28 protein-coding genes are annotated in these 25377 nt (G+C 65.5%); 16 read left to right on the forward strand and 12 right to left on the reverse strand.

The genetic code is table 11. The features are described from left to right. Window positions 1–9 precede the first annotated feature (9 nt). Window positions 10–960, reverse strand: a complete 951-nt coding sequence (locus DV733_RS04475; protein WP_049993996.1) for an oxidoreductase — start codon at window positions 958–960, stop codon at window positions 10–12. An 86-nt stretch (window positions 961–1046) separates the two neighbouring features. On the opposite strand from DV733_RS04475, the gene DV733_RS04480 reads away from it, so the two are divergent. After that, a complete protein-coding gene (locus DV733_RS04480; protein WP_049993997.1) occupies window positions 1047–1313 on the forward strand; it encodes a glutaredoxin family protein in 267 nt (88 codons plus the stop codon). A gap of 15 nt (window positions 1314–1328) precedes the next feature. Here DV733_RS04480 and DV733_RS04485 read toward each other — a convergent pair whose 3' ends face one another. After that, on the reverse strand, window positions 1329–1850 hold the full coding sequence (locus tag DV733_RS04485; protein WP_049993998.1) for an archaemetzincin family Zn-dependent metalloprotease: 522 nt from the start codon (window positions 1848–1850) through the stop codon (window positions 1329–1331). Between the two features lie 117 nt (window positions 1851–1967). On the opposite strand from DV733_RS04485, the gene DV733_RS04490 reads away from it, so the two are divergent. The 4 genes from DV733_RS04490 (at window position 1968) to DV733_RS04505 (ending at window position 4452) form a co-directional block, all read left to right on the forward strand. Beyond that, window positions 1968–2834, forward strand: coding sequence for a TIGR01548 family HAD-type hydrolase (locus tag DV733_RS04490; RefSeq protein WP_049993999.1), 867 nt, complete (start codon window positions 1968–1970; stop codon window positions 2832–2834). Beyond that, the gene (locus DV733_RS04495) at window positions 2835–3248 is read left to right on the forward strand and encodes a hypothetical protein (protein ID WP_049994000.1); all 414 of its coding nucleotides are present in this window, start codon (window positions 2835–2837) and stop codon (window positions 3246–3248) included. Between the two features lie 46 nt (window positions 3249–3294). Continuing rightward, window positions 3295–3963 (forward strand): NADPH-dependent F420 reductase, encoded by a 669-nt coding sequence (gene npdG / locus DV733_RS04500; RefSeq protein ID WP_049994001.1) that lies wholly within the window; start codon window positions 3295–3297, stop codon window positions 3961–3963. A 69-nt stretch (window positions 3964–4032) separates the two neighbouring features. After that, window positions 4033–4452, forward strand: a complete 420-nt coding sequence (locus tag DV733_RS04505) for a CopG family ribbon-helix-helix protein (RefSeq protein ID WP_049994002.1) — start codon at window positions 4033–4035, stop codon at window positions 4450–4452. Window positions 4453–5089: 637 nt separating this feature from the next. Here DV733_RS04505 and DV733_RS04510 read toward each other — a convergent pair. After that, a complete protein-coding gene (locus DV733_RS04510; RefSeq protein WP_049994003.1) occupies window positions 5090–5356 on the reverse strand; it encodes a thioredoxin family protein in 267 nt (88 codons plus the stop codon). A 142-nt stretch (window positions 5357–5498) separates the two neighbouring features. Here DV733_RS04510 and DV733_RS04515 point away from each other — a divergent pair, with 142 nt between their 5' ends. The 3 genes from DV733_RS04515 to DV733_RS04525 all read left to right on the forward strand — a co-directional run bounded on the left by DV733_RS04515 (window position 5499) and on the right by DV733_RS04525 (window position 7584). Then, window positions 5499–5654: a preprotein translocase subunit Sec61beta gene (locus tag DV733_RS04515; RefSeq protein ID WP_049994004.1), complete on the forward strand. Its 156-nt coding sequence runs from the start codon at window positions 5499–5501 to the stop codon at window positions 5652–5654. A 149-nt stretch (window positions 5655–5803) separates the two neighbouring features. Continuing rightward, window positions 5804–6178, forward strand: a complete 375-nt coding sequence (locus DV733_RS04520; RefSeq protein ID WP_049994005.1) for a DUF7532 family protein — start codon at window positions 5804–5806, stop codon at window positions 6176–6178. Beyond that, window positions 6175–7584, forward strand: a complete 1410-nt coding sequence (locus DV733_RS04525; RefSeq protein ID WP_049994006.1) for a DUF402 domain-containing protein — start codon at window positions 6175–6177, stop codon at window positions 7582–7584. The genes DV733_RS04520 and DV733_RS04525 overlap by 4 nt, the downstream gene beginning before the upstream one ends. A gap of 4 nt (window positions 7585–7588) precedes the next feature. On the opposite strand, the gene DV733_RS04530 is transcribed toward DV733_RS04525, so the two are convergent. Together DV733_RS04530 and DV733_RS04535 are read right to left on the reverse strand one after the other, a co-directional pair. Beyond that, window positions 7589–9103, reverse strand: coding sequence for an LVIVD repeat-containing protein (locus tag DV733_RS04530; RefSeq protein WP_049994007.1), 1515 nt, complete (start codon window positions 9101–9103; stop codon window positions 7589–7591). Window positions 9104–9173: 70 nt separating this feature from the next. Next, window positions 9174–9884 carry a TIGR00266 family protein gene (locus DV733_RS04535; protein WP_049994008.1) on the reverse strand — a complete coding sequence of 237 codons (711 nt, stop codon included), beginning with the start codon at window positions 9882–9884 and terminating at the stop codon, window positions 9174–9176. An 83-nt stretch (window positions 9885–9967) separates the two neighbouring features. On the opposite strand from DV733_RS04535, the gene DV733_RS04540 reads away from it, so the two are divergent. Then, entirely contained in the window at window positions 9968–10375 is a 408-nt protein-coding gene (locus DV733_RS04540) for a hypothetical protein (RefSeq protein ID WP_049994009.1), read from the forward strand. A 31-nt stretch (window positions 10376–10406) separates the two neighbouring features. Further along, on the forward strand, window positions 10407–11144 hold the full coding sequence (locus DV733_RS04545; RefSeq protein ID WP_049994010.1) for an SDR family NAD(P)-dependent oxidoreductase: 738 nt from the start codon (window positions 10407–10409) through the stop codon (window positions 11142–11144). Here the strand turns inward: DV733_RS04545 and DV733_RS04550 are convergent. Beyond that, a complete protein-coding gene (locus tag DV733_RS04550) occupies window positions 11141–12451 on the reverse strand; it encodes an MFS transporter (RefSeq protein ID WP_161569340.1) in 1311 nt (436 codons plus the stop codon). The genes DV733_RS04545 and DV733_RS04550 overlap by 4 nt on opposite strands. Before the next feature lie 109 nt (window positions 12452–12560). Here DV733_RS04550 and DV733_RS04555 point away from each other — a divergent pair, with 109 nt between their 5' ends. Beyond that, window positions 12561–12995 carry a hypothetical protein gene (locus DV733_RS04555; protein WP_136342280.1) on the forward strand — a complete coding sequence of 145 codons (435 nt, stop codon included), beginning with the start codon at window positions 12561–12563 and terminating at the stop codon, window positions 12993–12995. Window positions 12996–13126: 131 nt separating this feature from the next. Then, the gene (gene radA / locus DV733_RS04560) at window positions 13127–14176 is read left to right on the forward strand and encodes a DNA repair and recombination protein RadA (RefSeq protein WP_049994011.1); all 1050 of its coding nucleotides are present in this window, start codon (window positions 13127–13129) and stop codon (window positions 14174–14176) included. 9 nt (window positions 14177–14185) lie between these two features. Here radA and DV733_RS04565 read toward each other — a convergent pair whose 3' ends face one another. Continuing rightward, complete coding sequence (locus DV733_RS04565; protein WP_049994012.1) at window positions 14186–14938, reverse strand: MBL fold metallo-hydrolase; 753 nt, start codon at window positions 14936–14938, stop codon at window positions 14186–14188. A gap of 87 nt (window positions 14939–15025) precedes the next feature. Between DV733_RS04565 and DV733_RS04570 the strand changes: the two genes are divergently transcribed. Further along, a complete protein-coding gene (locus DV733_RS04570) occupies window positions 15026–15730 on the forward strand; it encodes a hypothetical protein (RefSeq protein ID WP_049994013.1) in 705 nt (234 codons plus the stop codon). A gap of 21 nt (window positions 15731–15751) precedes the next feature. Here the strand turns inward: DV733_RS04570 and ligA are convergent, their stop codons facing one another. The 3 genes from ligA to DV733_RS04585 are packed head-to-tail and all read right to left on the reverse strand — an operon-like array spanning window position 15752 to window position 21583. Further along, window positions 15752–17401 (reverse strand): ATP-dependent DNA ligase LigA, encoded by a 1650-nt coding sequence (gene ligA, locus DV733_RS04575; protein WP_049994014.1) that lies wholly within the window; start codon window positions 17399–17401, stop codon window positions 15752–15754. Between the two features lie 38 nt (window positions 17402–17439). After that, entirely contained in the window at window positions 17440–19950 is a 2511-nt protein-coding gene (locus tag DV733_RS04580) for a type II secretion system F family protein (protein ID WP_079979426.1), read from the reverse strand. Window position 19951: 1 nt separating this feature from the next. Continuing rightward, window positions 19952–21583, reverse strand: a complete 1632-nt coding sequence (locus DV733_RS04585) for a type II/IV secretion system ATPase subunit (RefSeq protein WP_049994015.1) — start codon at window positions 21581–21583, stop codon at window positions 19952–19954. 186 nt (window positions 21584–21769) lie between these two features. On the opposite strand from DV733_RS04585, the gene DV733_RS04590 reads away from it, so the two are divergent. Then, a complete protein-coding gene (locus DV733_RS04590; RefSeq protein WP_049994016.1) occupies window positions 21770–22393 on the forward strand; it encodes a hypothetical protein in 624 nt (207 codons plus the stop codon). Window positions 22394–22419: 26 nt separating this feature from the next. Here the strand turns inward: DV733_RS04590 and DV733_RS04595 are convergent, their stop codons facing one another. Further along, the gene (locus tag DV733_RS04595) at window positions 22420–23004 is read right to left on the reverse strand and encodes a DUF7549 family protein (protein ID WP_049994017.1); all 585 of its coding nucleotides are present in this window, start codon (window positions 23002–23004) and stop codon (window positions 22420–22422) included. 112 nt (window positions 23005–23116) lie between these two features. On the opposite strand from DV733_RS04595, the gene DV733_RS04600 reads away from it, so the two are divergent. After that, window positions 23117–23536 carry a DUF5793 family protein gene (locus DV733_RS04600; protein ID WP_049994018.1) on the forward strand — a complete coding sequence of 140 codons (420 nt, stop codon included), beginning with the start codon at window positions 23117–23119 and terminating at the stop codon, window positions 23534–23536. A gap of 228 nt (window positions 23537–23764) precedes the next feature. Here the strand turns inward: DV733_RS04600 and DV733_RS04605 are convergent, their stop codons facing one another. Continuing rightward, window positions 23765–24517 (reverse strand): NAD-dependent deacylase, encoded by a 753-nt coding sequence (locus tag DV733_RS04605; RefSeq protein ID WP_049994019.1) that lies wholly within the window; start codon window positions 24515–24517, stop codon window positions 23765–23767. A gap of 256 nt (window positions 24518–24773) precedes the next feature. Between DV733_RS04605 and DV733_RS04610 the strand changes: the two genes are divergently transcribed. Then, complete coding sequence (locus tag DV733_RS04610) at window positions 24774–25349, forward strand: PH domain-containing protein (protein ID WP_079979427.1); 576 nt, start codon at window positions 24774–24776, stop codon at window positions 25347–25349. The last annotated feature ends 28 nt before the right edge of the window (window positions 25350–25377 follow it).

Genomic DNA, 25377 nt, shown 5'->3' on the forward strand with positions numbered 1-25377 from the left:
GCGGACGGCTTAAGCCTGGGTGGCGGCTGCCAGCGACTCGAAGGTGACGCCAGTCAGTCCCTCCGAGACATCCCAGAGGCGTCGCGCGACCTCCTGATCGTACGATCGATCGCTGGAACGCTGGGGTTCGGGCGCGCCGCGCATGTTCATGAAGCCGCCGGGACCGACGTAGCTCCCGCCGTCGACGCCGTCGGCGACGGCCGCGTACACCATCGGGAGCGCGCCGTTTTCGGCCGACTGTGCGAGGACAGCGTTGGCGACTTTCATCGCGTACAGCCGCAGGGTCGATCCCGACTCCTCTGGACCGCGGCGCTGAAGATTGGTGTCGGCGTACCCTGGATGACAGGCGACGCTGAGTACGTCTGCGCTGGCGGCGTCGAGCCGCCGCTGCAGTTCGTAGGCGAAGAGGACGTTCGCGAGTTTGCTCTGGCCGTAGGCGTCCCACTTGGCGTAGGACTGTTCGCCCTGCAGATCCGAGAAGTCGATCTCGCCGCGCTCGTGCATGCCACTCGATTGAGTGACGATCCGAGCCTGCCCGTCGCTGGCTCGCAGGAGATCGAGTAGCTGGCCAGTCAACGCGAAGTGGCCCAGATGATTGACGCCGAACTGCATCTCGAAGCCGTCGGCGGTCTCCCGGCGCGGGATCGCCATCACGCCCGCGTTGTTACAGAGGACGTCCACCGCGTCGACATCCTCGTGGAGACGCTCGGCGAACGCCCGGATCGAGTCGAGATCCGCGAGATCACACTTGCGGACGTGCAGGTCGGCGTCGGGCAGTTCTTCGAGGATTTCCTCTTTGGCGTCGTTGCCGCGGTCGGTACTCCGGCAGGCCATCACGACGGTCGCGCCACGACCGGCGAACATGCGCGTCGCCTCGTATCCCAGCCCGCTGTTCGCGCCGGTGACGACGACGGTCTGGTCGTCGAGCGCAGAGACGTCCGAGAGAGTCCAGTTGCTCATACCGGACCGATGAACTCTGCGGATAGAAGGCTATCGCCTAGCCAGTTTGGAAGGACACAACCGTCCACAGGACCTAGTCAGGCGCGATGTCCGACCCAGTCCCGATCACGATCTACCGCCGCCATCCCTGCGAACTGTGCGAAGACGCCCTGGAGACGATCGAGTCCGTCGCCGAGGCGGCCGACGTCGAGGTCGCGATCGAGCAGATCGACGTCGACAGCGAGTCCGACCTCCGGGAGCGCTACGGCGAGACGGTGCCGGTCGTGTACGTCGACGGCACCAAGCAGTTCGAACTGTTCGTCGACGAGCAGGTGCTTCTGGGAGCGCTTCAGGACGCGAGAAAGTCGGCGTGAGACGAACGACCGAACTCAGAGGACCTGGCGCTGACAGGTGCCACAGAGGTTCTGCTCTTTGACGTCGACTTCGCGGACGGTGGGCGAGAAGTTCATCACGCAGCGTTTGTTGTCACAGTGTTCGAGCCCGAGGGTGTGGCCGATCTCGTGGACGACCTCCTTGCGGACGCGCTCGGCGAAGACCTCGCTCGAAGAGCGATTCGAGAGGCCGCCATCCGAAGAGGTCTGGAGGCGAAAGGTCGAGATGACGGAGCCGTTGCCGTCGAGGTAGGCGAGACCGAAGACGTAGTTGCGCCGGCGGTAGTACAGATCCTTGGGAGTGATGGCGATGTTTTTCTTTCCAGATCCGACGCGGCTGGCCAGTTCGATGAACTCCTCGGCACGGTACTGGTCCCGGTTGGAATCGTACGCGCCGGTCGGGATGGGCTGTGCGTCGTGGACCGTGACGTCACAGTTGTAGACCGTCCGGAGGCCGGTCGAAGCCTCGCGCTTGACGACCGCGGGGACGTCACCGACCGGCACGATGTCGACGTGCATGCACTCCTGTATGAGAGACACCGAAATAAAAATCCCGGCACTGGTCGGGCGCGGTGTCAGACCGCCGCTGGGGCCGAGGCCGGAACCGCCTTCAAGGAGGCACCCGAGTGAGCAGATATGGACGCCGACACAGTCGTCCTCGACATCGACGGGGTGCTCGTGGACGTGGCGGGATCGTACCGCCGGGCCATCGTCGAGAGCGTCGAGCGGGTCTACGGCGAGACGATCGCCCAACCCGCAATCCAGCAGTTCAAAGACGCCGGCGGGTTCAACAACGACTGGGAACTGACCGACGCCGTCGCGCTGTACGTGCTCGCGGGCCGTGAGGGGTTCCCGCTGAGCATCGAGACCTTCACCGATCGGATCGCCGAATCCGGTGGCGGCCTCGGCGCGGCCCGCTCGGTCGTCGACGACGAACTCGATCCGGCCGAGCGCGAGCGCGTCCTTGACGCCTGGGACCGCGAGCGCCTGCGCGACGTCTTCCAGCAACTCTACCTCGGAAGCGAACTCTACCGCGAAATCGAAGGCGGCTCACCCGAACTCCAGACGGAGGGCTACATCCACGACGAACCCGTGCTGCTCGACCCCGAGGTTCGGGACGAACTCCTGGAGCGATTCGACGTGGGCGTGCTGACTGGCCGACCCGCCGCCGAGGCCGACATCGCCCTCGACCGCGTGGGCCTCGATATTTCGGACGAGCACCGCTTCACGATGGACGACTGGGAGGCCGGCAAGCCCGACCCGGACGCACTGGTGACGCTGGCCGAGCGCTTCGACAGCGGATCGATCGTCTTCGTCGGCGACACCCTCGACGACGTTCGGACCGCGACCAACGCCGCCGAGGCCGACGCGAGCCGAACCTACCACGGCGTCGGCGTACTGACCGGCGGGCTGACGGGAAAGGAGGGTCGACGGAAGTACGAGCGAGAGGGCGCGAGTGCCGTGCTCGACTCCGTGAACGACCTGCCCGACCTCCTGGAATAGATGGCCCGCGACCGGATCGGGGTGGCCACGTGGGCGCTGGGGCTCGGGATGACGACCGGGCTGGTCGTCAGTGCAGTCACGCGACCACCGGCGGCGCTCTCGACGATCCAGTTTACCCTCCTGCTCGCGCTCGCGAGCGGACTCGTTCTCGCGGGCCTGCTGTGGACTCGCTGGGAGCAGTGGCTCGTCTTCGGCGGCTGGCTCGGGATCGCCGTCTACTTCTCGACGCTGTTCGTCGGGAGCGTCGTCCTCGGCGGGGTTCCCGGGCTCGCAGTCGCCGACGGACCGGCCCGGACTGTCGTCCAGTTGCTCGGGAGTACGGTCGCGTTCGCCATCACCGTCTGGGTGTGTTTCTACGGCGGCGCGCAGGTGATTCTCGACCGGGTGGCGTCGCGTCTCGACCTCGACATCTGATATCCGGTAGCGCTACGCTTATTCGCCTCTCGCCGAACAGTCGCGTATGGAGATCGCAATACTCGGCGGTACTGGAGACATCGGCCAGGGACTGGCGCTGCGGTGGGGCTACGACACCGACCACGACCTCGTGATCGGCTCGCGCGAGCAGACCAAAGCCCGAACCAAAGCCGAGGAATACGAGACGGAACTGGACAGCCGCAGCCGCGAGGTGTCGATCGGCGCGGCCGAGAACTCCGAGGCTGCCGCCGGAGCCGACGTCGTCGTCGCGGCCGTCCCGGCCTACCACCTCGCGGATACGATCGAATCCGTCGCCGACGCCCTGGATGATGAATCGATCCTCGTCACTCCAGCCGTCGGGATGAAACGCGACGAGGCCGGCTTTCACTACAACCGCCCCGGGGCCGGCAGCGTGACTGCGCTAGCCGCCGAGGCCGCGCCCGAGGAGGTTCCGGTAGTCGGCGCGTTCCACAACCTCCCCGCGGATCGGCTGGCCAACCTCGACGCCGACCTCGGGATCGATACGTTGCTGGTCGGCGAGGACGCCGATGCCAGGGACATCGTCGCGGATCTCGCCGCCGGGATCGAGGGACTGCGCCCACTGGACGCGGGTGGACTCGCCAACGCTGCCGAGATCGAAGGGCTGACCCCCCTGCTCATCAACGTCGCTCAACATAACGACGGCCTGCACGACCTCGGCGTTCGGTTCGACTGATCGCCGCCGGGCAGTCGGTTCGAGTGGCGAAGGTTGAAACTTATTAACTCGGCCCCTCTCTATTAGTACATGACTGTCGCGAGCGTCTCGATGCCAGAAGAGTTGTTGAATCGAATCGACGAGTTCGCAGAGGAGCACGGCTATACCGGGCGGAGTGAGGTCTTGCGGGAAGCCGCGCGGAACCTGATGGGCGAGTTCGAGGACAAGCAACTGGAGGACCGGGAGCTGCTGGGCGTAGTGACCGTCCTGTTCGACTACGAGACGACCAACGCCGAGCAGCGCATGATGCAGCTGCGCCACGAGTACGACGCGCTGGTCTCCTCGAACTTCCACAGCCACGTCGGCGACCACCAGTGTATGGAGCTGTTCATCCTGGAGGGGCAACTCGAAGACATCTCGACGTTCGTCGGGAAGATCCGGGCCACTCAGGGGACGACGACCGTCGATTATTCGGTCACGCCGATGGATGCGACTGGTCCCCTGGCCTAGGAATTGTTTTCGCTGCTGGCGATAGTTCGAGTATGGCGTGCGCTGGCGAGTGTGCCGAACGGAGTGAGGCCACGAGTCAGGAGCGAGACCGACGGTCTCGCTGGCCCTGCGGGCGACCCGTGAGTCGCCCGCAGAACAGCGTCGCGCGAGGGACGAATGAGTGACCACCGGGAACGAATGAGTCGGTTGGGGAGGGTGTGGCTGCGGTGGGTGGGACTGAAAGGGGCCGTACTCTCGGCGACGTCCGAAAATCGCGTACGCGATTTTCGGTTGACAACGGAGTGAGGAGCGCAGCGAGCCCCCCGAGTCGAGAGTACGGGGGCTTTCTGGACCTGCGGAACTGCAGAGTAGACTCAGAAAGCCCCGACAGGGTCGGAGGCTGCGGCTCGCTGTGCTCCTCGGCCTTCGGCCTGCGGTGCTTGCGTCGCCTCGCTCTCCGACCCTGTCGCCCCTTTCAGTCCCACCCACCGCACAGCGCCCACGCCACGCCCTCCCCAGCCGACTCACTCGCCTGCGGCTCGTTCGTCCCTCGCACGCTGCTGGCTCAGCAGAGACGCTTCGCCAGCGCGCGCCACATTCCGTCCAGCACCAACGACTAGCCGACTATCGTCAACGAGTCGAAAAGCGACAGAAATGCCTAGGCGCCGGCTTTCTGGAGGGCGGATTCGATGTCCTCGGCCTGGGTAACGCCGATGAAGCGCTCGACGATGCCGTCGTCGTTCTCGATGACGAGCGTGGGCAGCGAGCGGACCTGATATTCGTTGGCGACATCCTGTTCGGCGTCGACGTCGATCTTCTCGAACTCGACGTCGGGATACTCCGCTTCGAGGTCTTCGAGGATCGGATCCTGGGTCTTACAGGGGCCACACCAGTCTGCATAGAAGTCCTTGAGCGTGACAGTCATGCGTCCGTCGATAGTAGCCGAGCGGTTCTGATAAGGGTTTTCACTACGTGCGTCCGGGCGGCCAGACCACCGATCGCAGATCCAGACACGGCACCGATCCTGGGTCGAAACACTTAGGCCCCAGAACGCCCGAGAAGGGAGTATGAGCTCAAGCGACGGCGGCGGACTGATGTCCAGTGCCGGCCTCGTCCGGTACTTCGACGCCGAGGACCGCAACGCGATCCGAATCGACCCCAAGACGGTGGTCGCCTTCGGCGCGATGAGCGGCATCCTCATCCTCATGCTGAACGCCCTGTGATAGTGATTACTGTAGGTCTGTTCCAAATCGACAGCCCGGGGTCGGGCGGTCGGAGTGGTAAATCGCTACAGTAATCACTATAAATCGCCCCGACCCACTGGAGCCCGGACCGCGATATTTTCAACGACGGGCCGCCAACCCGCGGCCACATGCACTTCGACCAGCGCACCCAGCAAGCGCTCCGCGAGGCCGGCCTCGAAACCACCGAAATCGAGGCTATCTCCGAGTCTGTCGTCGCGGCCACGCGCGACGCCGCCGACGCACTCGAAGCCTTCTTCGATGGACGAGAGACCGTCTACTCCGATATGGACATGGCCCACAGCGCCGGTGACACCGTCGAGCACACGATCGAGTACTGCGATCTGTTCACCCACGCCGCCGACATCCGGGGCTACCTTCGCTTCGACACCTGGGGTGTGCCCGTCGAGGGCGGGCGCGTCCTCGACGACGATTTGATCGAACTCAGCCTCGGGCCGACCGTCAACGAACGCGTCCGATTCGCACCCGATCCCGGGGAGCTATGACCGACGCCAGCGAGTCGAGCGACGACCCCACCGGCGTCAAGATCCGCGGGATCTACACGACCGCGCTGACCCACCTGCTCGCCGAGCGCGACGGCGTCGAGGTCGTCCAGCCCTCCCCGGTCATCGCGGATCGATTCGGTCGGGACCTCCCGCTCGAACCCGCCGAGGCGACCGTCTGGACGACCGACGACCGGCAGGGCGTCGGGGTCGTCGGCCCCGCCGCGACAGCGATCCGTGAGGTCCTCGCGAGCGTCGGCCGCGACACCCTCACCTGGGAAGATTCCGCCCCACAGGGTGCGGTCGTCGACGGGACCGTCACCGAGACGAAAGGCAGCGGCGCGATCGTCGATCTCGGTGATCGGTCGGGCTTTCTCCCGTTCTCCAATAGCGACGACCACGTCGAGACCGGCGACGACCTGCGCGTGCAGGTGGCCGAGCCACGCGCGCCCTGGGATAACGGGCGCCCCGTCCTCGACACCGCGCTCGATGTCGAGCGCCCCCTGGTCACGCTCGTCCGCGACGGCGCGAGTCGAGCGAGCGGCCAGCCCGAACTCGCCGAACTGCTCCCGACCGACCCGCCCGAGGGCTGGCGCGCTCGCTGGGGCCGTGCCGCCGACGACGCCGGGCTCGACGCGCTCGGGGACGCCCTCGACGCGGCAGTCGAACGGGCAAACTCACTCGACGCCGCACTCGACGCCGCAGGCGACATCGCAGAGCCTCCCCGCACCGTCTTCGAGGGTCAGCCCACCGTCTGGGCGTGGTTCGGCCGGGAGTCCCGGTTCGCACTCGACGAGCAACGCCGCGAGGTGACGACGACCATGGCCGGCCACCACCGGATCAAGGCCGGCGACGAGCGCGCCAGCGCCGCCGTCGACTTCGTCGAGGCCGTCTGTGACGGTGACGGCGCGTTCCCCTTCGAAGCAGTCACGCGCCAGTTCGGGCCTACCGAGGGCGAGACGATCGCGATCGACCACGGCAAGCCCGCAGGCCACTGCATCCGCCTGGGGCGCGGTGAGATCACCGACTACGACTCGGACGGGACGGTCAGGGTCGAACGAGAGATGAGCCCCGGCGGGACCTACGACGGCCTCGGGATCGATCGCCAGGCCGGCGACGTCGCGATCACGAAACTCACCGAGGGTAAGTGGTGGTATCCGACGATCTATCGCGGGAGCGACGGCGAAAAGCGGGGGACGTACGTCAACGTCTGCACGCCGGTCGAGATCTTCCCCGACAGTGTGCGCTACGTCGACCTGCACGTCGACGTCGTCAAACACGCCGACGGCACAGTAGAGCGCGTCGACGACGACGAACTCGACGCCGCCGTCGAGGCCGGCCACGTCCCAGAAGCCCTGGCGGAGAAGGCGCGCGCGGTCGCCAGCGCCGTCGAGAACGCCCTGTCGTGACGCGCTACTGATCTCCTTCGCGTCGCTGTCGCAGTGCGTACCAACCGCCCGCTGCCAGCCCCGTCAGTGCCGAGAGCGTCCCGAATCCGGGACCCGAACCCGAGCCGGACTCGGAGGGCGTGGAGTCGTCGGTGGTCGGCGCAGCGTCGGATCCGTCGCCGGGCGATGTCTTGCGGTCGGCCGGCTCGGTGGTCTGGGAGGGGTCGTCGGCCGGCGTTTCCGTATCGGGCGTCGGCGACTCGGGCGTCGGCGTCGACGTGCGCGGTCGTGTGGCGACCGTTTCGGTCTCTGCGGTCGGAATCGGGAACGTGAACAGCCCGGCCGTCGTGTCCGCATTTCGACTACTGATCGAAGAGGCGATCACGCAGTCGTCGGTCGCCATCGCGGTGAAAAAGGAGACGCGATCGCGGTCTTCCCAAAAGACCATCTCCGCCGGTGTCTCGGAATCGGAGACGTCGTGGACCGAGACGCCACCGCGGTACCACGAGGCGTAGAGCCGGTCGTTCCGGAAGTCGAAGTTGTGCGCGGTCGTCCAGACCCCGGCAGTCGTCGGCTCGGGCGTCCGCGGAGGCTCGATCGCCGCCAACTGCTGGGGGTCGGTCGGCGTCGAGATGTCGTAGAGTTCGATCCCGCCCGGGCCGCCGACGTACTGGTCGTCGGGGTCGTAATCCCAGGCTTCCGAGCCGACCGCCAGCAGATCGGCGGACTCGTCGACGCTGACGTAGTGGTCGTTACCTGGGAGTTCGGTGTACTCGGAACCTGGATCGCTGATCGACGCCAGTTCCCCGTGCGATCGCCCCCGGACTTGCGAGACGGCCGACATCGCGGACGGATCGCTGACGTCGACGATCCAGGTGCCGGCGTCCCAGTGGGCGATGTACGCACGCCCCTCCTGAACGTAGACGTCGTGGATGACCCAGAGATACCCCTCGACGTCGGACCAGGCGTCGTCGTAGTCGAGCAAGGACCACCGCCCCACCTCCTGTGGATCGTCGTCACTGCAGTCGACGGCGACGAGTTCGTTCTCGACGAAATCGTTGCCGGTGAGATAGGCCACGCCGTCGTCGAAGGCCATGTTGTGAATCGGAAAGTCGGTCTCGTAGAAGGCCACCTGCTCGGGACTGGCGGGATCGGCGACGTCGTAGAGCAGAACGCCCGTCAGCTCCGGGCCGCCGTTCGCTGGCCCGGCGACGGCCAGTCGATCGCCGTCGATTTTGACGTCGTAGATTCCCTGGAGCGGCCCGTTCTCGCGATCGGCGAGCAATCCGCGCGGGTTCGCGAGCACCGTCGGATCGGCCGGATCGGTGATATCGACGGTCGCGAAGCCGTCGAGCGTGGCCACGTAGGCCGTCTCGCCGTCAGGTCCGGCGACGGCGTCGTGGGTCCCGTCGATCTCGATCGAGCCGAGTGGTTCGAACGTCTCGACCTGTGCGGCTGTGTCGGTACTCCCATACCCCCCACCCACCAGCGGTGACGCGAGGAGGGCGCCGGTCGTCGCGAGGTACGTTCGGCGTCGCATACCCACAGATAGGCCAGCACACACTTCAGCGTGACTCTGCGAAACGACGAGAAAGGACGTCCAGCCTGACTCAGAAGTTGACGCTGAACCCGCCGTCGCGGCCGCCGCCGTCGTTGCCACCGGGGAGGTTGGGCACGAGCCACGAAAGGAACGCGTCGGGGCTGCGCGTCTGTAGCCACACCTTCCCCGGCCCCGTAAACTCACAGACCAGCCCCTCGCCGCTGAACAGCGTCGACTTCAGCCCGCCGACCTTCTTGACGTTGAACTCTGTCGTCCCCTCGAAGGCGACGATGTGGCCCGTGTCGACGACGTAGGACTCGCCGGCGTCGAGTTCTTTTTCCTGAATCGCGCCGTAACTGGAGAGGAACGTCGATCCCGTCCCTGTGAGTTCGAGCAGGAACAGCCCCTCGCCGCCGAAGAAGGTCTTGCCGCCCCCGAACTTCGTGTCGATCTCGACGTTGGGCTCGGCCGCGACGAACGATCCGGACTGGACGTAGATCGTGTTCTGGTTCAGGCCGTACTGGATCACGTCACCCGGCAGCGGCGGCGCGAGCGTGACGTGGCCCGGCCGGTTCGCCGTGAACGTGTTCATGAAGAAGGACTCGCCGCCGAATGCCTTGCGCTTGAGCGATCCCAGCACCCCGCCGCTGGCGCTGGTCTGGATCTCGATCCCGTCGCTGTGGCTCACCATCGCGCCGGCCTCGGCGACCAGTTGCTCGCTCTGGTTCAACTCGGCCGTGATCAACGCGTAGGACGGCCGGTGCTGAATGTCGTACTCCATAGGCCAGGGTCGACCGGTGAAGACATATACTTACCCCAACATGTCGGGGCAGCTTGAAGCACCGATAAGTGGTATGGTATAGCATGGCGGTAGACGATCACCACACCACGGAGAGGCCGACCGAGACCGAACAGGAGGCGCTCCATCGCGTCACCCTCGGGATGGAGTGGCTCCATCGCGCACACGGACACCTGCTGGCGTTTCACCATAACGTCGGTCACGCGATGGATCACTTCGCGGCGGCCGAGCCCCTCCTGCGGGAGGCCGGCCACGTCGACCTCGCGGACGCGATCCGGGCGGAGTATCTGCCACGGGGCGTCGTCGACGAGAATCGATGGTCCTACGACGTCGTCGAGGACTTCGAGGACGGCGTGCTCGCGGACATGGACGCCTTCGAGACCACGGTCCGGGAGCAACTGGCCGACGGGCAGCGCCACGTCGCCGAGCGCGAACAGGAGCGTCGATGGAAAGAGCGAGCCAGCGAAGACTGAGTCTTTTACTGGCCCGGACCGAAGTCGGGATATGCTCGATCCCGACCTCTCCGGGCAGGTCGCGCTCGTCACCGGCAGCGCGAAAGGCGTCGGTCGTGACCTCTTGCTCGAACTGGCTCGCTGCGGCGCGGACGTCGCCGTCCACTACCGGACCAGCGGCGAGGCCGCCGCCGAGGTCGCCCGCCAAGTGAGCGACCTGGGCGTCCAGACCACCGCGCTGCAAGCCGACGTGACCGATCCCGACGAGGTCGCGGCGCTGTTCGACGGCGTCGAAACCGATCTCGGCACGGTCGATATTCTCGTCAACAACGTCGGCGCGTTCGCCCCCAGCCACTGGGAGGAGATCGACTTCGAGACCTGGAACACGGTGATCAAGACGAATCTCAACGGGACCTACCTCTGCTCGAAAGCCGCCCTCCCGGGGATGCGCGAGCAAGGCTACGGCCGGATCGTCAACGTCGGCTACGCCTCCAGCGAGAAGGGGCTGGTCAACCCGAAGAACTTCCCCTACTTCGTGGCCAAAGCCGGCGTCCTGATGTTCACGCGCATGCTGGCGGCCGACACACAGGACGATGGGATCACCGTGAACGCCGTCTCACCCTACGTCGTCGAGAACTCCGACGAATTCCCCGCGGAGGCCCCACGAGGTCGGTGGGCGACGGCCGCCGACCTCGCGCAGGCGATGCAGTTCTTCCTCGACCCCGACAGCGAGTACATCTCCGGGCAAAATATCGAAGTCGACGGCGGCTGGTTGCCCGAGCGCGTCTAGAAGTTCTCGATGCGCTCGTCGCGGCGCTCGACGCTCGCGACAGGCGGGAGTGCCCGGATCGAGGATCGCGCCAGGAAATACAGCATGACCAGAAGGTTCGCGGCGGCGGCGATCCAGAGAATCGCGACCGGGCCGACCGCGGCCGCGACGACGCCGCCCGCCAGCGAGCCGAAGGGCGTCGCGACGTTGGTCAGCGTCGCCATCGAACTCGACACGCGGCCGATGAGGTCCTCGGGGGCCACTGTCTGAACGAGCGTGTCGAAGAGGACACGATTCCCACCAGGATAGGCGATCGCGACCGCGAAGCAGCCGACGATCAGCGGCGTCCACTGGGCGATGGCCGCGCCGATCCACGCCGCCGCCGTCAGCGCCGAGCCGGCGATGATGAAGTGGCCGTACGGAACCGAATCGAGTCGCGCCGCGGCGATCGAACCGACGAGCGCGCCCGCCGCGAGCCCCGAGAGGAGGATTCCGTACAGTCCCGACCCGCCACGTAGCGCCGCGTAGGCCGGCAGGACAGCTAGCAACATCCCCATCGCGAAACTGATGACGATCTGGGGGAGGATGACGCCCAGAAACGCCGTCCCCCGGAGATACGAAATCCCATCCCGAAACTCCGCGACGTACGAGCGCGTCTCCGCGCGGATCTGTGCTCGCAGCGAGTTGGGCGCGGCCGACGACTCGCCCGCCTCGGGCGCCGCACGATCGGGTGCGTCTTCGCGGCGCGTTCGAGCGGGCAGCGTGAGCCCCGCAAAGAGGACGATCGCGAGCGCGAACGTCCCGACGTCGATCACGAGCGCGCCGACCGCACCGACGGCGGCCATCCCGACGAGCAGCCCGCCGACGGCGTTGAACGTCATGTTGACGCCCTCGTGGGCGGCGTTGAACACCGAGTTCGCCGTCGAGAGATGTTCGTCCTCGACGGCCCGCGGAAGCGCCGAGGACTGGGCGGGATAGGTCACCTGGTTCAACAGCGAGGCCAGCGGGATCACCACGAGCACGAGTTCGACCGACAGCAGGTCGTAGGAGGCCGCCAGCGGGATCGTCCCGATCAGCAACGCCTGGCCGGCCTGGGTGACGACCAGCGAGGTCCGCACTTGCAGGCGATCGACCAGCGGCCCGACGACGAACTGCAGCGTGCTCGGCAACAGGATCAGAAACGACGCGATTCCCGTGTACACAGTCGAGTTGCCGAGGTCGTGGACCAGCCACAGCGCGGCGACGTAATAGATACTGTCGCCCGCGTTCGTAACGAGTCTCCCGGCCAACAGCCGGAGAAAGGTCCAGTTTCTCGCCAGCGGATGCACACCCGCAGCATTTCTGACTAACCGGTTAATCAGTTTCGGTCCCATACCCTTCGAACGACATTTGACGGTTCGGGTCGATCTTCCGACAGAAACCATCCTGGTGAATACAGTGCCCGACATCCACGTCTACGACCACGTACGCCCCACGAGTGCCGACGTCCCCGACGGCGTCTACCGCGTCGTCGGCGTCAGTGAAACGGTGACGCTGCTGCGCGTCGGCGACGCCGATGGCCGCCGAGTCACGACCGGCGAGATCCACAGGATCGACCGCGACGCCCTCGACGGGTTCGAAACCGCCGAGAACCCGGACGACGGCTGGGCGATCACCGCGACGCTCGCCGGCCTCCCGAACTCGATCTACTGGCAACTCCGGACGTTCGTCCGCACGCTGGCAGCCAATCCGATCCCCGCCGCCATCGCCAGCGTACTCCTCGTGGTCGGCTCGCTGGAAGCCCCCGGAGTCACACTCCCCGAACCCGTCTCGACAGGGCTGGTATTCGTCGGCGCGCTCGGACTGGCCTACGTCGGCAGCGGGCGGCTCTAGCGCTCGCGAAGTCGCCCACCTCCTAATGAACCTGCGGATATTGTCTCGAATGGCCGCCGCCACGTCACGCGCTTTCACTTTCACTATGGTGTTAACGAGGCTTTATCACCCATCCGGTCCAAGCCAGTTCCATGGCAGCAACCGAAGACCTCGAAGACCTGCCGGGCGTCGGCCCGGCGACAGCCGAGAAGTTGCGCGAGAACGGATACGAATCCTACCAGGGCATCGCCGTCGCCTCCCCCGGCGAGCTCTCGAACACCGCGGACGTCGGCGAGTCCTCCGCCGCGGACATCATCCAGGCCGCCCGGAAGGCCGCCGACATCGGCGGCTTCGAGACCGGCTCGACTGTCCTCGAACGCCGCGAACAGATCGGCAAACTCACCTGGGGCGTCGAGGAAGTCGACGAACTCCTCGGCGGCGGTGTCGAGACCCAGTCGATCACCGAAGTCTACGGTGAGTTCGGGGCCGGCAAGTCCCAGGTGACCCACGAGCTCGCGGTCACCGTCCAGCTCCCCAGCGAGTACGGCGGGCTCGAAGGCAGCTGTATCTTCATCGACTCCGAAGACACCTTCCGACCTGAACGGATCGAGCAGATGGTCAACGGGCTCGACGACGAGGCCATCGAGGCGATGATGGCTCTCCACGGAATCGTCGAGGACGAGGGCGACGCCGACGCCGGCGACGAGGCCCTCGTGAGCGAACTCGTCGAGTCGGTACTGGACAAGATCCACGTCGCGAAAGCCTTCAACTCCAACCACCAGATCCTGCTGGCCGAGAAGGCCCAGGAGATCGCCAGCGAGTCCCAGGACGAGGAGTTCCCCGTCCGCCTGCTCGCGGTCGACTCCCTCACTGCGCACTTCCGCGCCGAGTACGTCGGTCGTGGCGAACTCGCCGAGCGCCAGCAGAAACTCAACAAGCACCTCCACGACCTGATGCGCGTCGGCGACCTCAACAACACCGCCGTCGTCGTCACCAACCAGGTCGCCTCCAACCCCGACTCCTTTTTCGGCGACCCGACCCAGCCCATCGGTGGCAACATCCTGGGCCACACCTCGACCTTCCGGATGTACCTCCGCAAGTCCAAGGGCAACAAGCGGATCGTCAAGCTCGTCGACGCGCCGAACCTCCCCGACGGCGAGGCCGTGATGCGCGTCGAGGAAGGCGGCCTGATGGACGAGTAAGGGGCGCCCTCACTCCCGCTCGTCCAGCACCACGGGCACGCCCGACTGGGCGACGTCAGCGGCGAATTCCCGCGAATCCGTCTCCAGTGCGTCGAACGTGTTGTAGTGGATCGGCACCACGAGTTCGGGCCGAAGGTCGCCAGCCAGCTCTGCGGCCTCGTGGCGGTCCATCGTGAAGGTGCCGCCGATCGGCGGGCAGAAGACGTCGACGTCGAGTTCCGCATGTCCGTCGAGGACGTCGGTATCGCCGGGCCAGAATACGCGGGTTCCGTCTACCGAGAGCAGGAACCCACAGCCCCGGCCCTCGGGATGATAGGGTGAGCCGTCGGCGCGGGTGTGCGGACCGTCGGGCTCGTTGTACGCCGGCAGCGTCCAGATCGGGACATCCGCGACGACCAGTTCGTCCTCGGCACCGACCGTGCGCACCTCGTGATCGAGGTCGGCCAGTCGCGGGAGGTCGCGACTCGACCCGCGGATATCCATGCCGTCGAAGGCGACGACCGTCGCGTCCGCGCTCGCGACGCGGTCGATCCCGTCGGGATCGTAGTGGTGAGCGTGGCTGATACAGACGACGTCGCCATCGCGGGGTCGGTAGTCCCGCGCCGGCGGGTGGGCGACGCCGGGCGTGTCCGGCTCCCACTCGCCGGTGAGCACGCCGTAGCGGCCGGGATCGAGATAGACGACCGTCCCGTTCGCCGATTCGAGCCGGAGGGTCGCGTAGCCGAGCCAGTCGACGGTGAGGCCGTCGTGAGTGCGTGTCATGACCGCGCGTAGGCAGGCCCCGGACAAAGGTCTGGCTCCAATTGCACGAACAGCGGTATTGATACTGTCTGGACACGGACGAGTCACATGCAACGAACACTTGCGCTGATCGCTGTGGCACTCATAGTGGGGCTGGCGGGCTGTAGTGGCGGCGGCTCGGCTGGGGGGAACGGAGACACGACCGGCGGCGACGTGCAGACGACGGCCGACAACGGAGAGGCGACGACAACCAGACCTGTCGTGACGACTGCCGCGAGTGACGAACAACGCCCGGAGATCGCGATGTTCCAGTTCGACCGCTCCGAGCACTACGAGTACGACGTCGTCTACGTCGACGGCGTCGCGGGGACGACGGTCGTCGACGTCGATGTCGCTGGTGGCGAGGCGACGATCAACGTCACCGGCGTGATCCGCGGTGAACCCGAGTCGAACGTTTACACAGTCCCGACGAACGATCCCGACGCCGTCGTGGACGCGATGGAGGACGACATCCGGCAGCCCGGACTCTTCCACGTCCTCCAGGCGCAGGACGTCAGCGGCATCTTCGTCGAGCAGGGGATCACCTACGAGGTCGGCGCGGAGTACCGGAGCTTCATGGGGAACGTCACGGTGATGGGAACGAACACAATCGGCGGCGTCGACTGTCTGAGCTACGAGTACGAGATAGAGGGGACGATCCTCGAACGTGGTTGTCTCTCGCCGGAACTGGAGCTGCCTGTCTCCTGGACGAAATATTTCAGTGACGGCACCGTCCGGACGTCGTTCACGCTGGTGAGCTACGCGGATCGCTGAGGGACCGCTAGCTGGGGCTGGCTACTGCGTCTCGGCCAATCGTTCGACCCGTTCGAGACTGTCTGCGCCGTCAGGGTCTTTGTCCTCGCGGACGCCCAGAAATCGCGGGAAGCGGAGCGCGTAGCCCGACTCGTAGGTGCTGGACGTCTGCAGTTCCTCGTAGCCGACCTCGAAGACCACGGTCGGATCGAGATCGACCGCAGTGCCGTCCTCGCTACGAATCTGCGGTTCGAGCCGGTCAGTCAGCGTCTCCAACTGTGCGTCGGTGATTCCCGTCGCGACGTTGCCGACTGTCGCGTATCCTGTGTCGGTCCGAGCCGAAACCTCGAACGTCCCGAGTAACTCGGCGCGGCGGCCCTCGCCCCACTCCGCGCCAGTGACGACGAGGTCGAGCGTCTCGACGTCCGGTTTGCGCTTGCGCCAGTGTTTGCCCCGGCGGCCCGGGGAATAGGTCGAGTCGGGATCTTTGAGCATGATCCCCTCGTGGCCCGCCTCCAGAGCGTCGGCCTCGATGTCGGCGACCGCCTCGGCGTCGTCCGCGAGCCACCAATCCGAGACGCCCGACTCCAGCAGGGTTTCGAGTCGCTCTCGACGGTCGACGAGCGGGGCGTCGAGCAGATCCTCGCCAGCCACATGCAGGCAGTCGAACGCCTGCAGACGAACAGTCACGTCCTCGCGTGCCTTCGCGACGTCGTGTTTCCGGCGGAAGCGTTTCAGGACTTCCTGGAAGGGAAGGGGATCGCCCGCGTCGTCGACGGCGACGACCTCCCCGTCGAGGATCGCCGGAACATCGAGGTTCGACTCGACGAACTCGACGACCTCCGGCAGCGGGTCGGTCACGTCCTCCATGTTGCGGGAGAACAGCCACACCTGCTCGCCGTCGTAGTGGACCTGAACGCGTGCGCCGTCGTACTTGACTTCGACTGCCGCCTGTTCCCAATCTTCGAGCGCCCCGGTGACGGTCCCGGCCTGGGCGAGCATCGCCTGAACGGGCCGGCCGATCTCGAGGTAGAGGTCGGCCAGCCCCGACTCGCCGTTCTCGCGGGCGACCTCGGCTACCAGCCCGTAGTCGTTGGTCACCTGCAGGGCTCGCTCGACGGCCTCGACGGACACGTCGAAAGCCGCTGCGATAGCGTCTCTGACTGTGCCCTCGCCGACGCCGATCCGCATCTCTCCGAGGACGAGTCGTGCGAGGTACTTCGCCTCGTCGGGGCTGGCCCGGTTGAACAGTCCAAAGAGGAGGTCCCCCTTCGTGTCCTGACTGCCCGACCCTTCGGTCGCAGCCAGTTCGCGCAGGTCGGCGTCGGCATCGGCGACGGTCAGCTCGTCGCTGTCCCCGCCGGTGAACGCACCGAGGCCGCGCTGGCCGCCGAAGTCGTAGCTCGCCGCGACCGCACCGATCTCGCCGCGATCGGCCAGCCGCCGTTCGATATCGTCGCTGGTCACGTTCTGGCCGGCTGCTCGGGCGATCGCCTCGTAGCACAGCGCCGGCCCGATATCCAGCGTCGTCGAGTCGTGGGCCGGAAACACCCGACCCTGCAGGAAGCGGACGATCGTCGGCAAGTCCTCGCCGGTGTCGGCCAGTATCGCCCGGACCTGCGCGGTGATCTCCGTGTCGGCACTCGCGGCCTCGATTTCGCTGGCTCGGTCGGCGAAGACGGAGAACTCCATCGGCGTCAGGTTCCGTCCTGACGCACCTAAAGCGTTCGCTACGGGGTGGGGGCCGTCGGCGAGCGCATCGAGAAGCCGCCCGACGTCACGTTGGCGTCGGGGTCGTAGGTGATCTCCGCCTGGACGGCCACCTTGTACGCGCCCTTGGGATAGGTGCGGTCGACCTCGCCGCCGGTGTAGTCGAACTGCCGGTTGTCGTTGGTGTCCAGATGCGGGACGGCGACCACCGTAAACTCGTCCGGCGGTGGGCCGTCGAGTTCGACGACGACGTTCCGGTGGGTCCCGGGCGGCAGGTACTCGGTGCGGCCGATCACCTTCCCGTCTTCGGCACGCTCGTGGAGGACGATGAACCCGCCGTCTGACATCGACACCGACTCGATCGTGACCGAGGCGTCGGTCGTCGTCTGCGGGCTCAGGACCATCGAGGCAACGGGCGAGGACAACAGCATGAACGCGACGTAGGCGATCCCGAGCATGATGGCGGCATGTTTCGCGCCGTCCTTGAGCGTCCCCTCGCCGAGCTGGCCAGCGATGAAGCCCGAGCAGACCGCCTGCACTAGCGCCGTGTGGAAGAAGACCATGGTGTAGGCCGCCTTGTCGACCTCGCCCAGGCGGGCGAACTGCTCGACGTTGACCCCGAGGCGATTCGGTCCCTCGGGCGTGTTGACCGACTCCGGTAAGCTGGGAATCAACACCTCCTGGACGGAGATGATGATCACGAGGAAGACGGCAAAGGAGACGTAAATGACGACCAGATAGGTGAACATCTGCTGGCGGCGCTTGCGACGCAAGCGGAGGTCCGACCACGCCTGGGTCGAGGCGATCCGCAAGACTGGACCAAGATTTCCACTGGCGCGCATCGCGTTCGTGAGCAGTGAGACGACCCGTGCGATCGAGGTCGTTCGGACGCGCTGGCCGAACCTGACCAAGGCCTCGTCGGCGTTGGCCCCCATCTCCACGTCGCTCCAGATCCGATCGACTTCGTCCGAAAGGACTTCCAGATCCGTGTCACGCACGCGATCGAGGCTCTCGACTATCGACATGCCGGCCTCGTTGAGGCTCGCCAGTCGTTCGAGCATCTCGGGCGTCGCGGCCTCGATCCGGTCGATCCGGCGTTTGTACAGTTCGCGGACGATAGCGAACGTCACGAGCAAGAACAGCGTCGCCTGGATGAGCACGTCGTCGAGGACGCGAATACTCACGCCGTCGGCGGCGAAGGCGGCGGGCCCGCGGAGTGCGATCCACGCCAGCGCGATCGGGACGGTGACATACAGCAGTTTGGTCGGATGCCAGAAGATCGTCTGCAGTGGCGAGCCGATCACGCTCTTGATTCGACCGACACGATCGTACAGCCGCAGTTGCGCGAGGTTCGACTCGGCGGCGTAGCTCCGCCCCCCGTCCGGTGAGGTCGTCGGCGTCTCCGGGACGGCGAGGCTGCGATCGTCGCTGCCGGCGTCGGGCGCGGTCGTGCTCTGGTCGCTGGCGTCGAGTTCGCCGACGCCAGTCTCGCGGGCGACCCCCAGCTGTTCGAGTTTCTGGGAGAGAAACAGCATGAAGGCGGCGTTGGCCAGCGGGATGATCAGATACGCCAGCATCTGGATGAACAGGAGGGTGTCAGTCGTCGTCAACCCGAACACCAGCAGGATCGTCACCAGAAAGAGCATCCCCGCGACCAGCACTGTCACGTAAGCCTCGGCGATCGTCGCCAGCAGTTCCAGCACCTCTGCCTGTCGTTCTTCTGCTTCCTCCTGGTATCGCTCGTACTGGTTCTGGAGGAAGGTCGGGAGGCTCTGGCCGCTCTGGAGGACGCTCGCGAGGTTCTCCGAGAAGGTCTTCCACTTCTCGCTCGGGGTTCGATAGGCCACCCGCCTGACTGCCGAGATGATGTCGGTGTTGAACAGGTCCATCTCCCGGACGCCGACCCGGACCTCTGCGGCGGCGTCGCCGTATATCGCCTGGTTGTTGCCCAGCGTCCGCATCACCGTCGGGAAGGTCGTCCCGCCGCGGGAGAGGGCGTACATGAACGCGACCGTCCGCGGCATGGCCTCGTTGATCCCGCGCCGCCGGACCTCGGCGTTGCTCTGGGGGATCTGCCAGCGAAAGACGTACGCGAGGGTCGCCGAAAGCGCTCCGAGGACGACCCCACCGGCGGCGCGCAGGAGGAACCGTTCGGTGTCGCTGAGAACGATGACCAGATCCGGGTTACCCAGGACTTCGCCCATCACCGAGGGCAACTGTGCGAGCGTCGCGAGTACAGCCGGGAGGACCGCCAGCGTCCCCGTGATCAGGTACGCGCCGAGGACGCCGCCGAGGATGCCGGCCAGCACGGTGTAGAGGATCGTCCGCGCGACGTAGACGCGATAGGTCTGGTCGATGTAGGCCGATTCGAGCGTCCGCTGGCGTCTGGTCGAGTCGGTGACGAACCGCGAGAACAGCAGTCGCGAGAGCCGCGAGAAGAAGGCGCTGACACCGCGGCTGATCGTCCCCACGAGCAGGAGGGCGAACACCGTCGCCGCCAACCCGAGCGGAAGGAACTGGATCGGCTCCATATCAGTCGGTCACAGCAGTCGTCTCGCTGGTCTGGATCTGATCCATCACCGCCGGCTTGTCGGCGTAGTAGCGGTTGATCCACGCGGTGAAGCGCCGATAGTCGGTCACGCCGTCTTCCCAGAGGTGTTCGAGGACGGCCCGCCGGTCTCTGAGTTCCTGCTGGAGTTCCGAACGACTCCAGCCGCGGTCGGTCTGGATCTCGTCGAGCAACTCGGAGTTACGCTGGCGGAAGGTGTCGTCGTCGGCGTTCCAGGAGAAGGCGTTGGAGTAGTCTAGCTCACCTGTCCGCTGGTCGATTCCTTCGATCTCCGCGAGAGTCTTGATCCGCCGGACGCGCTTGTCGTTGTGCCGGGTCAGGACTTGCACGCAGAGCAGATCCAGCGAGGCGACCATCGGTCGCGGGACGTTGATCGGCTCGTTCTCCAGCCGGTTGATCACCGTCTGCACCGAGTCAGCGTGCATCGTCGAGTAGGTCGTGTGCCCGGTGTTCATCGCCTGGAACAGCGTGACGGCCTCCTCGCCACGGACCTCCCCGACCACGATGTACTCGGGGCGGTGCCGGAGTGCGGACCTGAGGAGGTCGTACATCGTGATGTCGTCCTCGTCGAATCGTTCCCGCGTCACCGAAGACAGCCAGTTGTCGTGATACAGCGAGAGTTCGCGCGTGTCCTCGATGGTCAGGACCTTCGAGCGCGGCGGGATGAACATCGACATCGCGTTCATGCTCGTGGTCTTGCCCGCCGCGGTCCCGCCGGCGAAGATGAGCGACCGGTTGGACTCGATGGCCAGCCACAGGAACGCCAGCATGTCAAGATCGACGGTACCGAACTCCAGCAGATCCACGGGCGTGAACGGTTCCTCGGCGTACTTCCGGATCGTGAACGCCGACCCGCGCGGCGTGACTTCCTCACCCAGGGCCAACTCGATCCGCGAGCCGTCGGGCAGGGTCGTCGAGACGACCGGGTCCGAGACGGAGATGTGCCGGCCCGACCGCTGGGCGAGCTGGATGACGAAGTTGTGCAGTTCGCGCTTCTCGAAGGTGATGTTCGTCTCGATGTCGGTGTACCCCTCGTGATAGACGAAGATGGGCAGCCCGATCCCGTCACAGGAGACGTCCTCGATGGCGGGATCGTGCATCAGCGGATCGATCTTGCCGTAGCCGCGGAACTGCCGGTAGAGGTAGTAAAAGAGGCGGTAGAAGCTCTCGACGTCGACGACGACGCCGTACTCCTCCAGGCGTGCCTCCAGTTCCTCAGCCAGCGCCGTCTCGGGGTCGTCTTCGACGTCTTCGCGATACAGCAGCGGCGTTCGAATGTCCTCGAACAGGCGTTCGAGCAGGTCGCGTTCGAGTTCGTCCAGCGTCGGCTCGACGACGTGATAGCGGTGCTCGTTCTCCTCGGGATCGTGATTGATCGAGACGAACGCGAAGGGAGCGTTGACCCAGTAGCGCTCGACCTCGTCCATCCCGGCCAGCCCGTCGAAACTAACCAGCGGATCGTGTTCGCTGGGGTCGTAGTCGGCGACGTCGACCGACGACCCGGTGATGACCCGCACCGTCCGGGTGAGCCACCCTTTCGCGCTGCTCAGTGGCCCCCTCGATCGATCGTCGTTCCCGCGGTCAGATCCTGCCATAGCTGGGGGTCCGCCGCGTCACGCGACGGTGATTTGCCGTGAGTTGCGCACCCACACACTTAAATTGGATACCCCCAGCTATCGATTTCGGAAACGCCACCGTCTTCCCGGTTCCGTCGACGGGCGATCGGCGCGCAGTCGACCGATCCCAGAACAGTTATCTGAATGGTACGTTATCCGCCACGTATGGTCGTTCCGCGGGAGGCGTTGCTTCTGGTCATCGGACTGTTGCTCCTCGCTCAGCCAGTCGTCGGCAACGGCCCTGGTCCCGAAACGCAGTACACCTACGAAGTCGAGCCAGTCAATCTCTCGAACCACGAATCTGTCGAGATACTGTTCGAGCATCCAGCGGTGGCAGTTCAACGCTCATCTACTGTTCGAGTAGTTCGGAATGCAGCTACCGAGACGTTTTCAGAAGAAGCAGAGATAGTTGCGCCCGAGTTGCGAGATCTCGTCGATAGGCGGTTTTTTGCCGACGACAGTGGTGACCAGTACTACCGCGTCGACGCCCGGATCACGAACGGGACGTTCAAACTGGACGCGAGTCCTGTCTCGGCACGCGCCGTCGTCGAGGAACTGGGCGTCTCGCTGACAGACGCTCTCGAGCCGATCCGCAATGCAGTCGATGGCGACGTGACGAGTCGCACGGAAGCCCAAGCCACGGTCGTGACCGACGGCGACCGCGCACTACTGGTCAGGGTCGTCGATACCGAAAGCGTGCCCGACAGGCTCGCGATCGTAAAGATACCCGCCTACGCCGTGGGCGTCGCACTCGTCATCTACGCGGAACTCTCACTTCGGCGTGAGTAACCCACTCACGCCCCCTCTGCTGGAAGTCACGTCCGTTCGACTCGAAGCAACGCCACCGCGAGCGCGCCCATCACGACGACCCCGACCGGGATCGGGATGCCGGCGAAGTCACGCTCGAAGAAGTAGAACACGGAGGCCGCCGACAGCGCCAGCGTCGCGACGCCGAGCAGCCCGCCGATCAGTCTGACGGGATCGGCCGACAGTCGCTCCTGCAGTTCGTCCTCACGGAGATAGAAAGCGATGCTGACGGCGAACGCCGCCACAATAGCGAGCGCACCGAGCGTCCAGGCGAAACTCCCCAGTTGCATAGTGCCGCCGTAGTGGCTGCTCGCACCGACTGGTGTCGCCAGAAAGACGTCACCGAACAGCTGAAATCCAGGATACATCTGTTCGAGCAACCCCGCCGCCGAGGACGTCTGCCCATTGATCTCGATGACAGCCGGGGCACGGAACTGGATCGCAAACACCGGGAATCGAATGATCGTCATCTCACTTGCAAGCGGTTCTGTCGGCAGCGACGCGCGATAGACGATGTTCCAGGGCAACACCATCGACAGCCACGCCGAGAGGACGGCGAACTCGCCGGCGTACTCCGAACGAACCCAGGCCATTACACCAGAGGGGACGGGCCGGGCGTGTAAAGATATCGCTCCGTGGAGCGGGGTCCGAGAACCGGGGCGGCGTTACGTTCTTTGGCAGTGACTACATACACGCAACCAGCAAATGCGGCGGGAAGACTTCAGGACGGACGTCGACGTGGACGAGCCAGAGCCGGAACTGACGGTCACCTTCGAGGGAACGCCGCAGGTACTTCGCGAGCGCTTCGACGGCGACGATCCCCTCGACGCCGAGGACATCGACGTCGCCTACCGGGAGACGCCGACGGACGAACCCGGCGTCCTCAGCGTCACCGACCGCGTCACTGGCGAGTACATCTTCGAGGCGCCCCTCGAAGACAGCGCACTCCGCGACCTCGTCGAGACGGCCGCCGCCCGCGACGAAGACGAACGCGACTATCACCTCCGGATCGACCCCGGGGACGGCCAGGACTTCGTCTTCGAGAAGTCGACGCTACTGGTCTACGATATCGACGGGAATCTGGATCGCGACCGGAGTCTCATCCCCGGCGGCGTGGAACTCTAGTACCACTTTTTACTTCCTCGGGTTCGAGTCGCGCTCGCCGAGTGCGCTCGAGCCACTCTCTGCTCACGGCGGCGTCGCCGCCGTTCGCATGGTATGCGAGAGCGCCGCTCTCGCACTAGTCGCAAAAACGTGGGGAAAAACTACCTCCGAGTCGCGGCTTCGCCGCGCTCGGAGTGAAACCGCTCGCTCCGCTCGCGGTATGCTCGTCCGTGACCGCCCCCGCAACCGCTATTCCAACGCCTCGACCACCGCCGGCAGCACCTCGGTCACATCTGCCCGGTGGTCGTAGTCAGCTCGACTTGAAACTGAGGTCTCCTCCAGATTGATCACTGCCAGCGTCGCGCCCGAGCGCTGAGCGCGCGAGGGGAGTCCGGCGGCAGGCTGGACGGTCAGCGACGAGCCGATCGCGAGGAAGACGTCGCTCCGGCCGGCCAGTTCGTGGGCGCGGATCGTCGGCTCGTCGGGCATCGACTCGCCGAAGAGGACGACCGCGGGCTTGAGATCCCCGCTACAGTCGGGACACGTCGGTGGGAGTTCGCCGTCGCGTGCGCGCTCGAAGATCGGGTCCGCCGGCTCGCGGTGGCCGCAGTCGACGCACTCGACCTCGCGATTGGTCCCGTGGAGTTCGACCACGGATTCGGAGCCGGCGGCCTGGTGGAGGCCGTCGACGTTCTGGGTGAGGATAGCGTCGAGGTGGCCCGCGCGTTCGAGGGCCACGAGTGCCTCGTGGGCGGCGTTTGGTTCGATCTCACGATCACCGTAGAACGCCTCGCGGAGGTCGATCCGATCCGTCCAGAAGCCCGCGGGATCGGCCTGAAAACGTCGAAAGTGAAAGTCCCGCTGGTCGAAGCGTTCCCAGATCCCGCCGTCGCCCCGGAAGGAGGGGACCCCAGAGGCCGTCGAGACACCAGCCCCAGTGAGCGCGACGACGCTGTCGGCGCTTGCGATCTCGCTGGCGAGTGCGGCGATACGCTCGTCCATGCCGAACTGTCGCTGGCGAGCGATAAAATCCCCATCGGTCGTGCCGAGAAGTTCCGAGCAAGCGACAGCCACTGCAGAACTCATCGGGAAGTTCGTCATCATTTGTCGTTGCGGTCGGTCCTAATACAGTTCTAAGTATTCTAATACAGTTACCCGAAGATACTTGTGAAAAACACAGATATTATCCACCAATGAACGAAACGTTCGTCACCGAAATATCGGATTTAGATATTGAACAAGATAGTTACGAGAGTATATGAGCAACAAGTCCCCAATTACGCGTGCAAACCTTCTGGCACAGATGGTCTCGGACCCGTCGGTGACGACGGATGTTCTCGCCGACCAGGAGCGGCAGTTCGAAAACTCACGGTTGGCGGGACCGCCGCCAGTCGATCGCCTCGGGGAGAGCGAGTCACCGGCGTACGTGCTGACGAATCAAAAACGTGGCATCGGACTGGGAACAAAACGTCGAACGACTGAACCTGACAATGATCGCGGGACGATCTTTCTGGTGACTGGCCGGCGCATACTCTGTATCGTCGGTTCCGATCCGAACGACGAAGAGATCGACATCCCCTACGAGTCGGTCGCGTCGGTGACGGCTCACACAGGCTGGCTCGCGAACCGGCTCGAGATCAGAACGCCGACGAAAGCCTATCACTGCTGGGCCGACCGCAACTCCAACGAAGTCGTCCACGCGGCAGCCGAGTTCGTCGAGCAACGAATCGCAGAGGAGCCGACCGAACTGTCGCGGCAGGACGGAGCGAGCCGAGTCACCTATCGGGGCCAACCGGCGGACAGTCAGGCCGGCGACACAGGCGGCCTGAACTAAAGCGGTCGCAGGGCCGGGGCACGTTGCG

The sequence above is a fragment of the Halapricum salinum genome (genome assembly GCF_004799665.1).
GTDB lineage: Archaea > Halobacteriota > Halobacteria > Halobacteriales > Haloarculaceae > Halapricum > Halapricum salinum.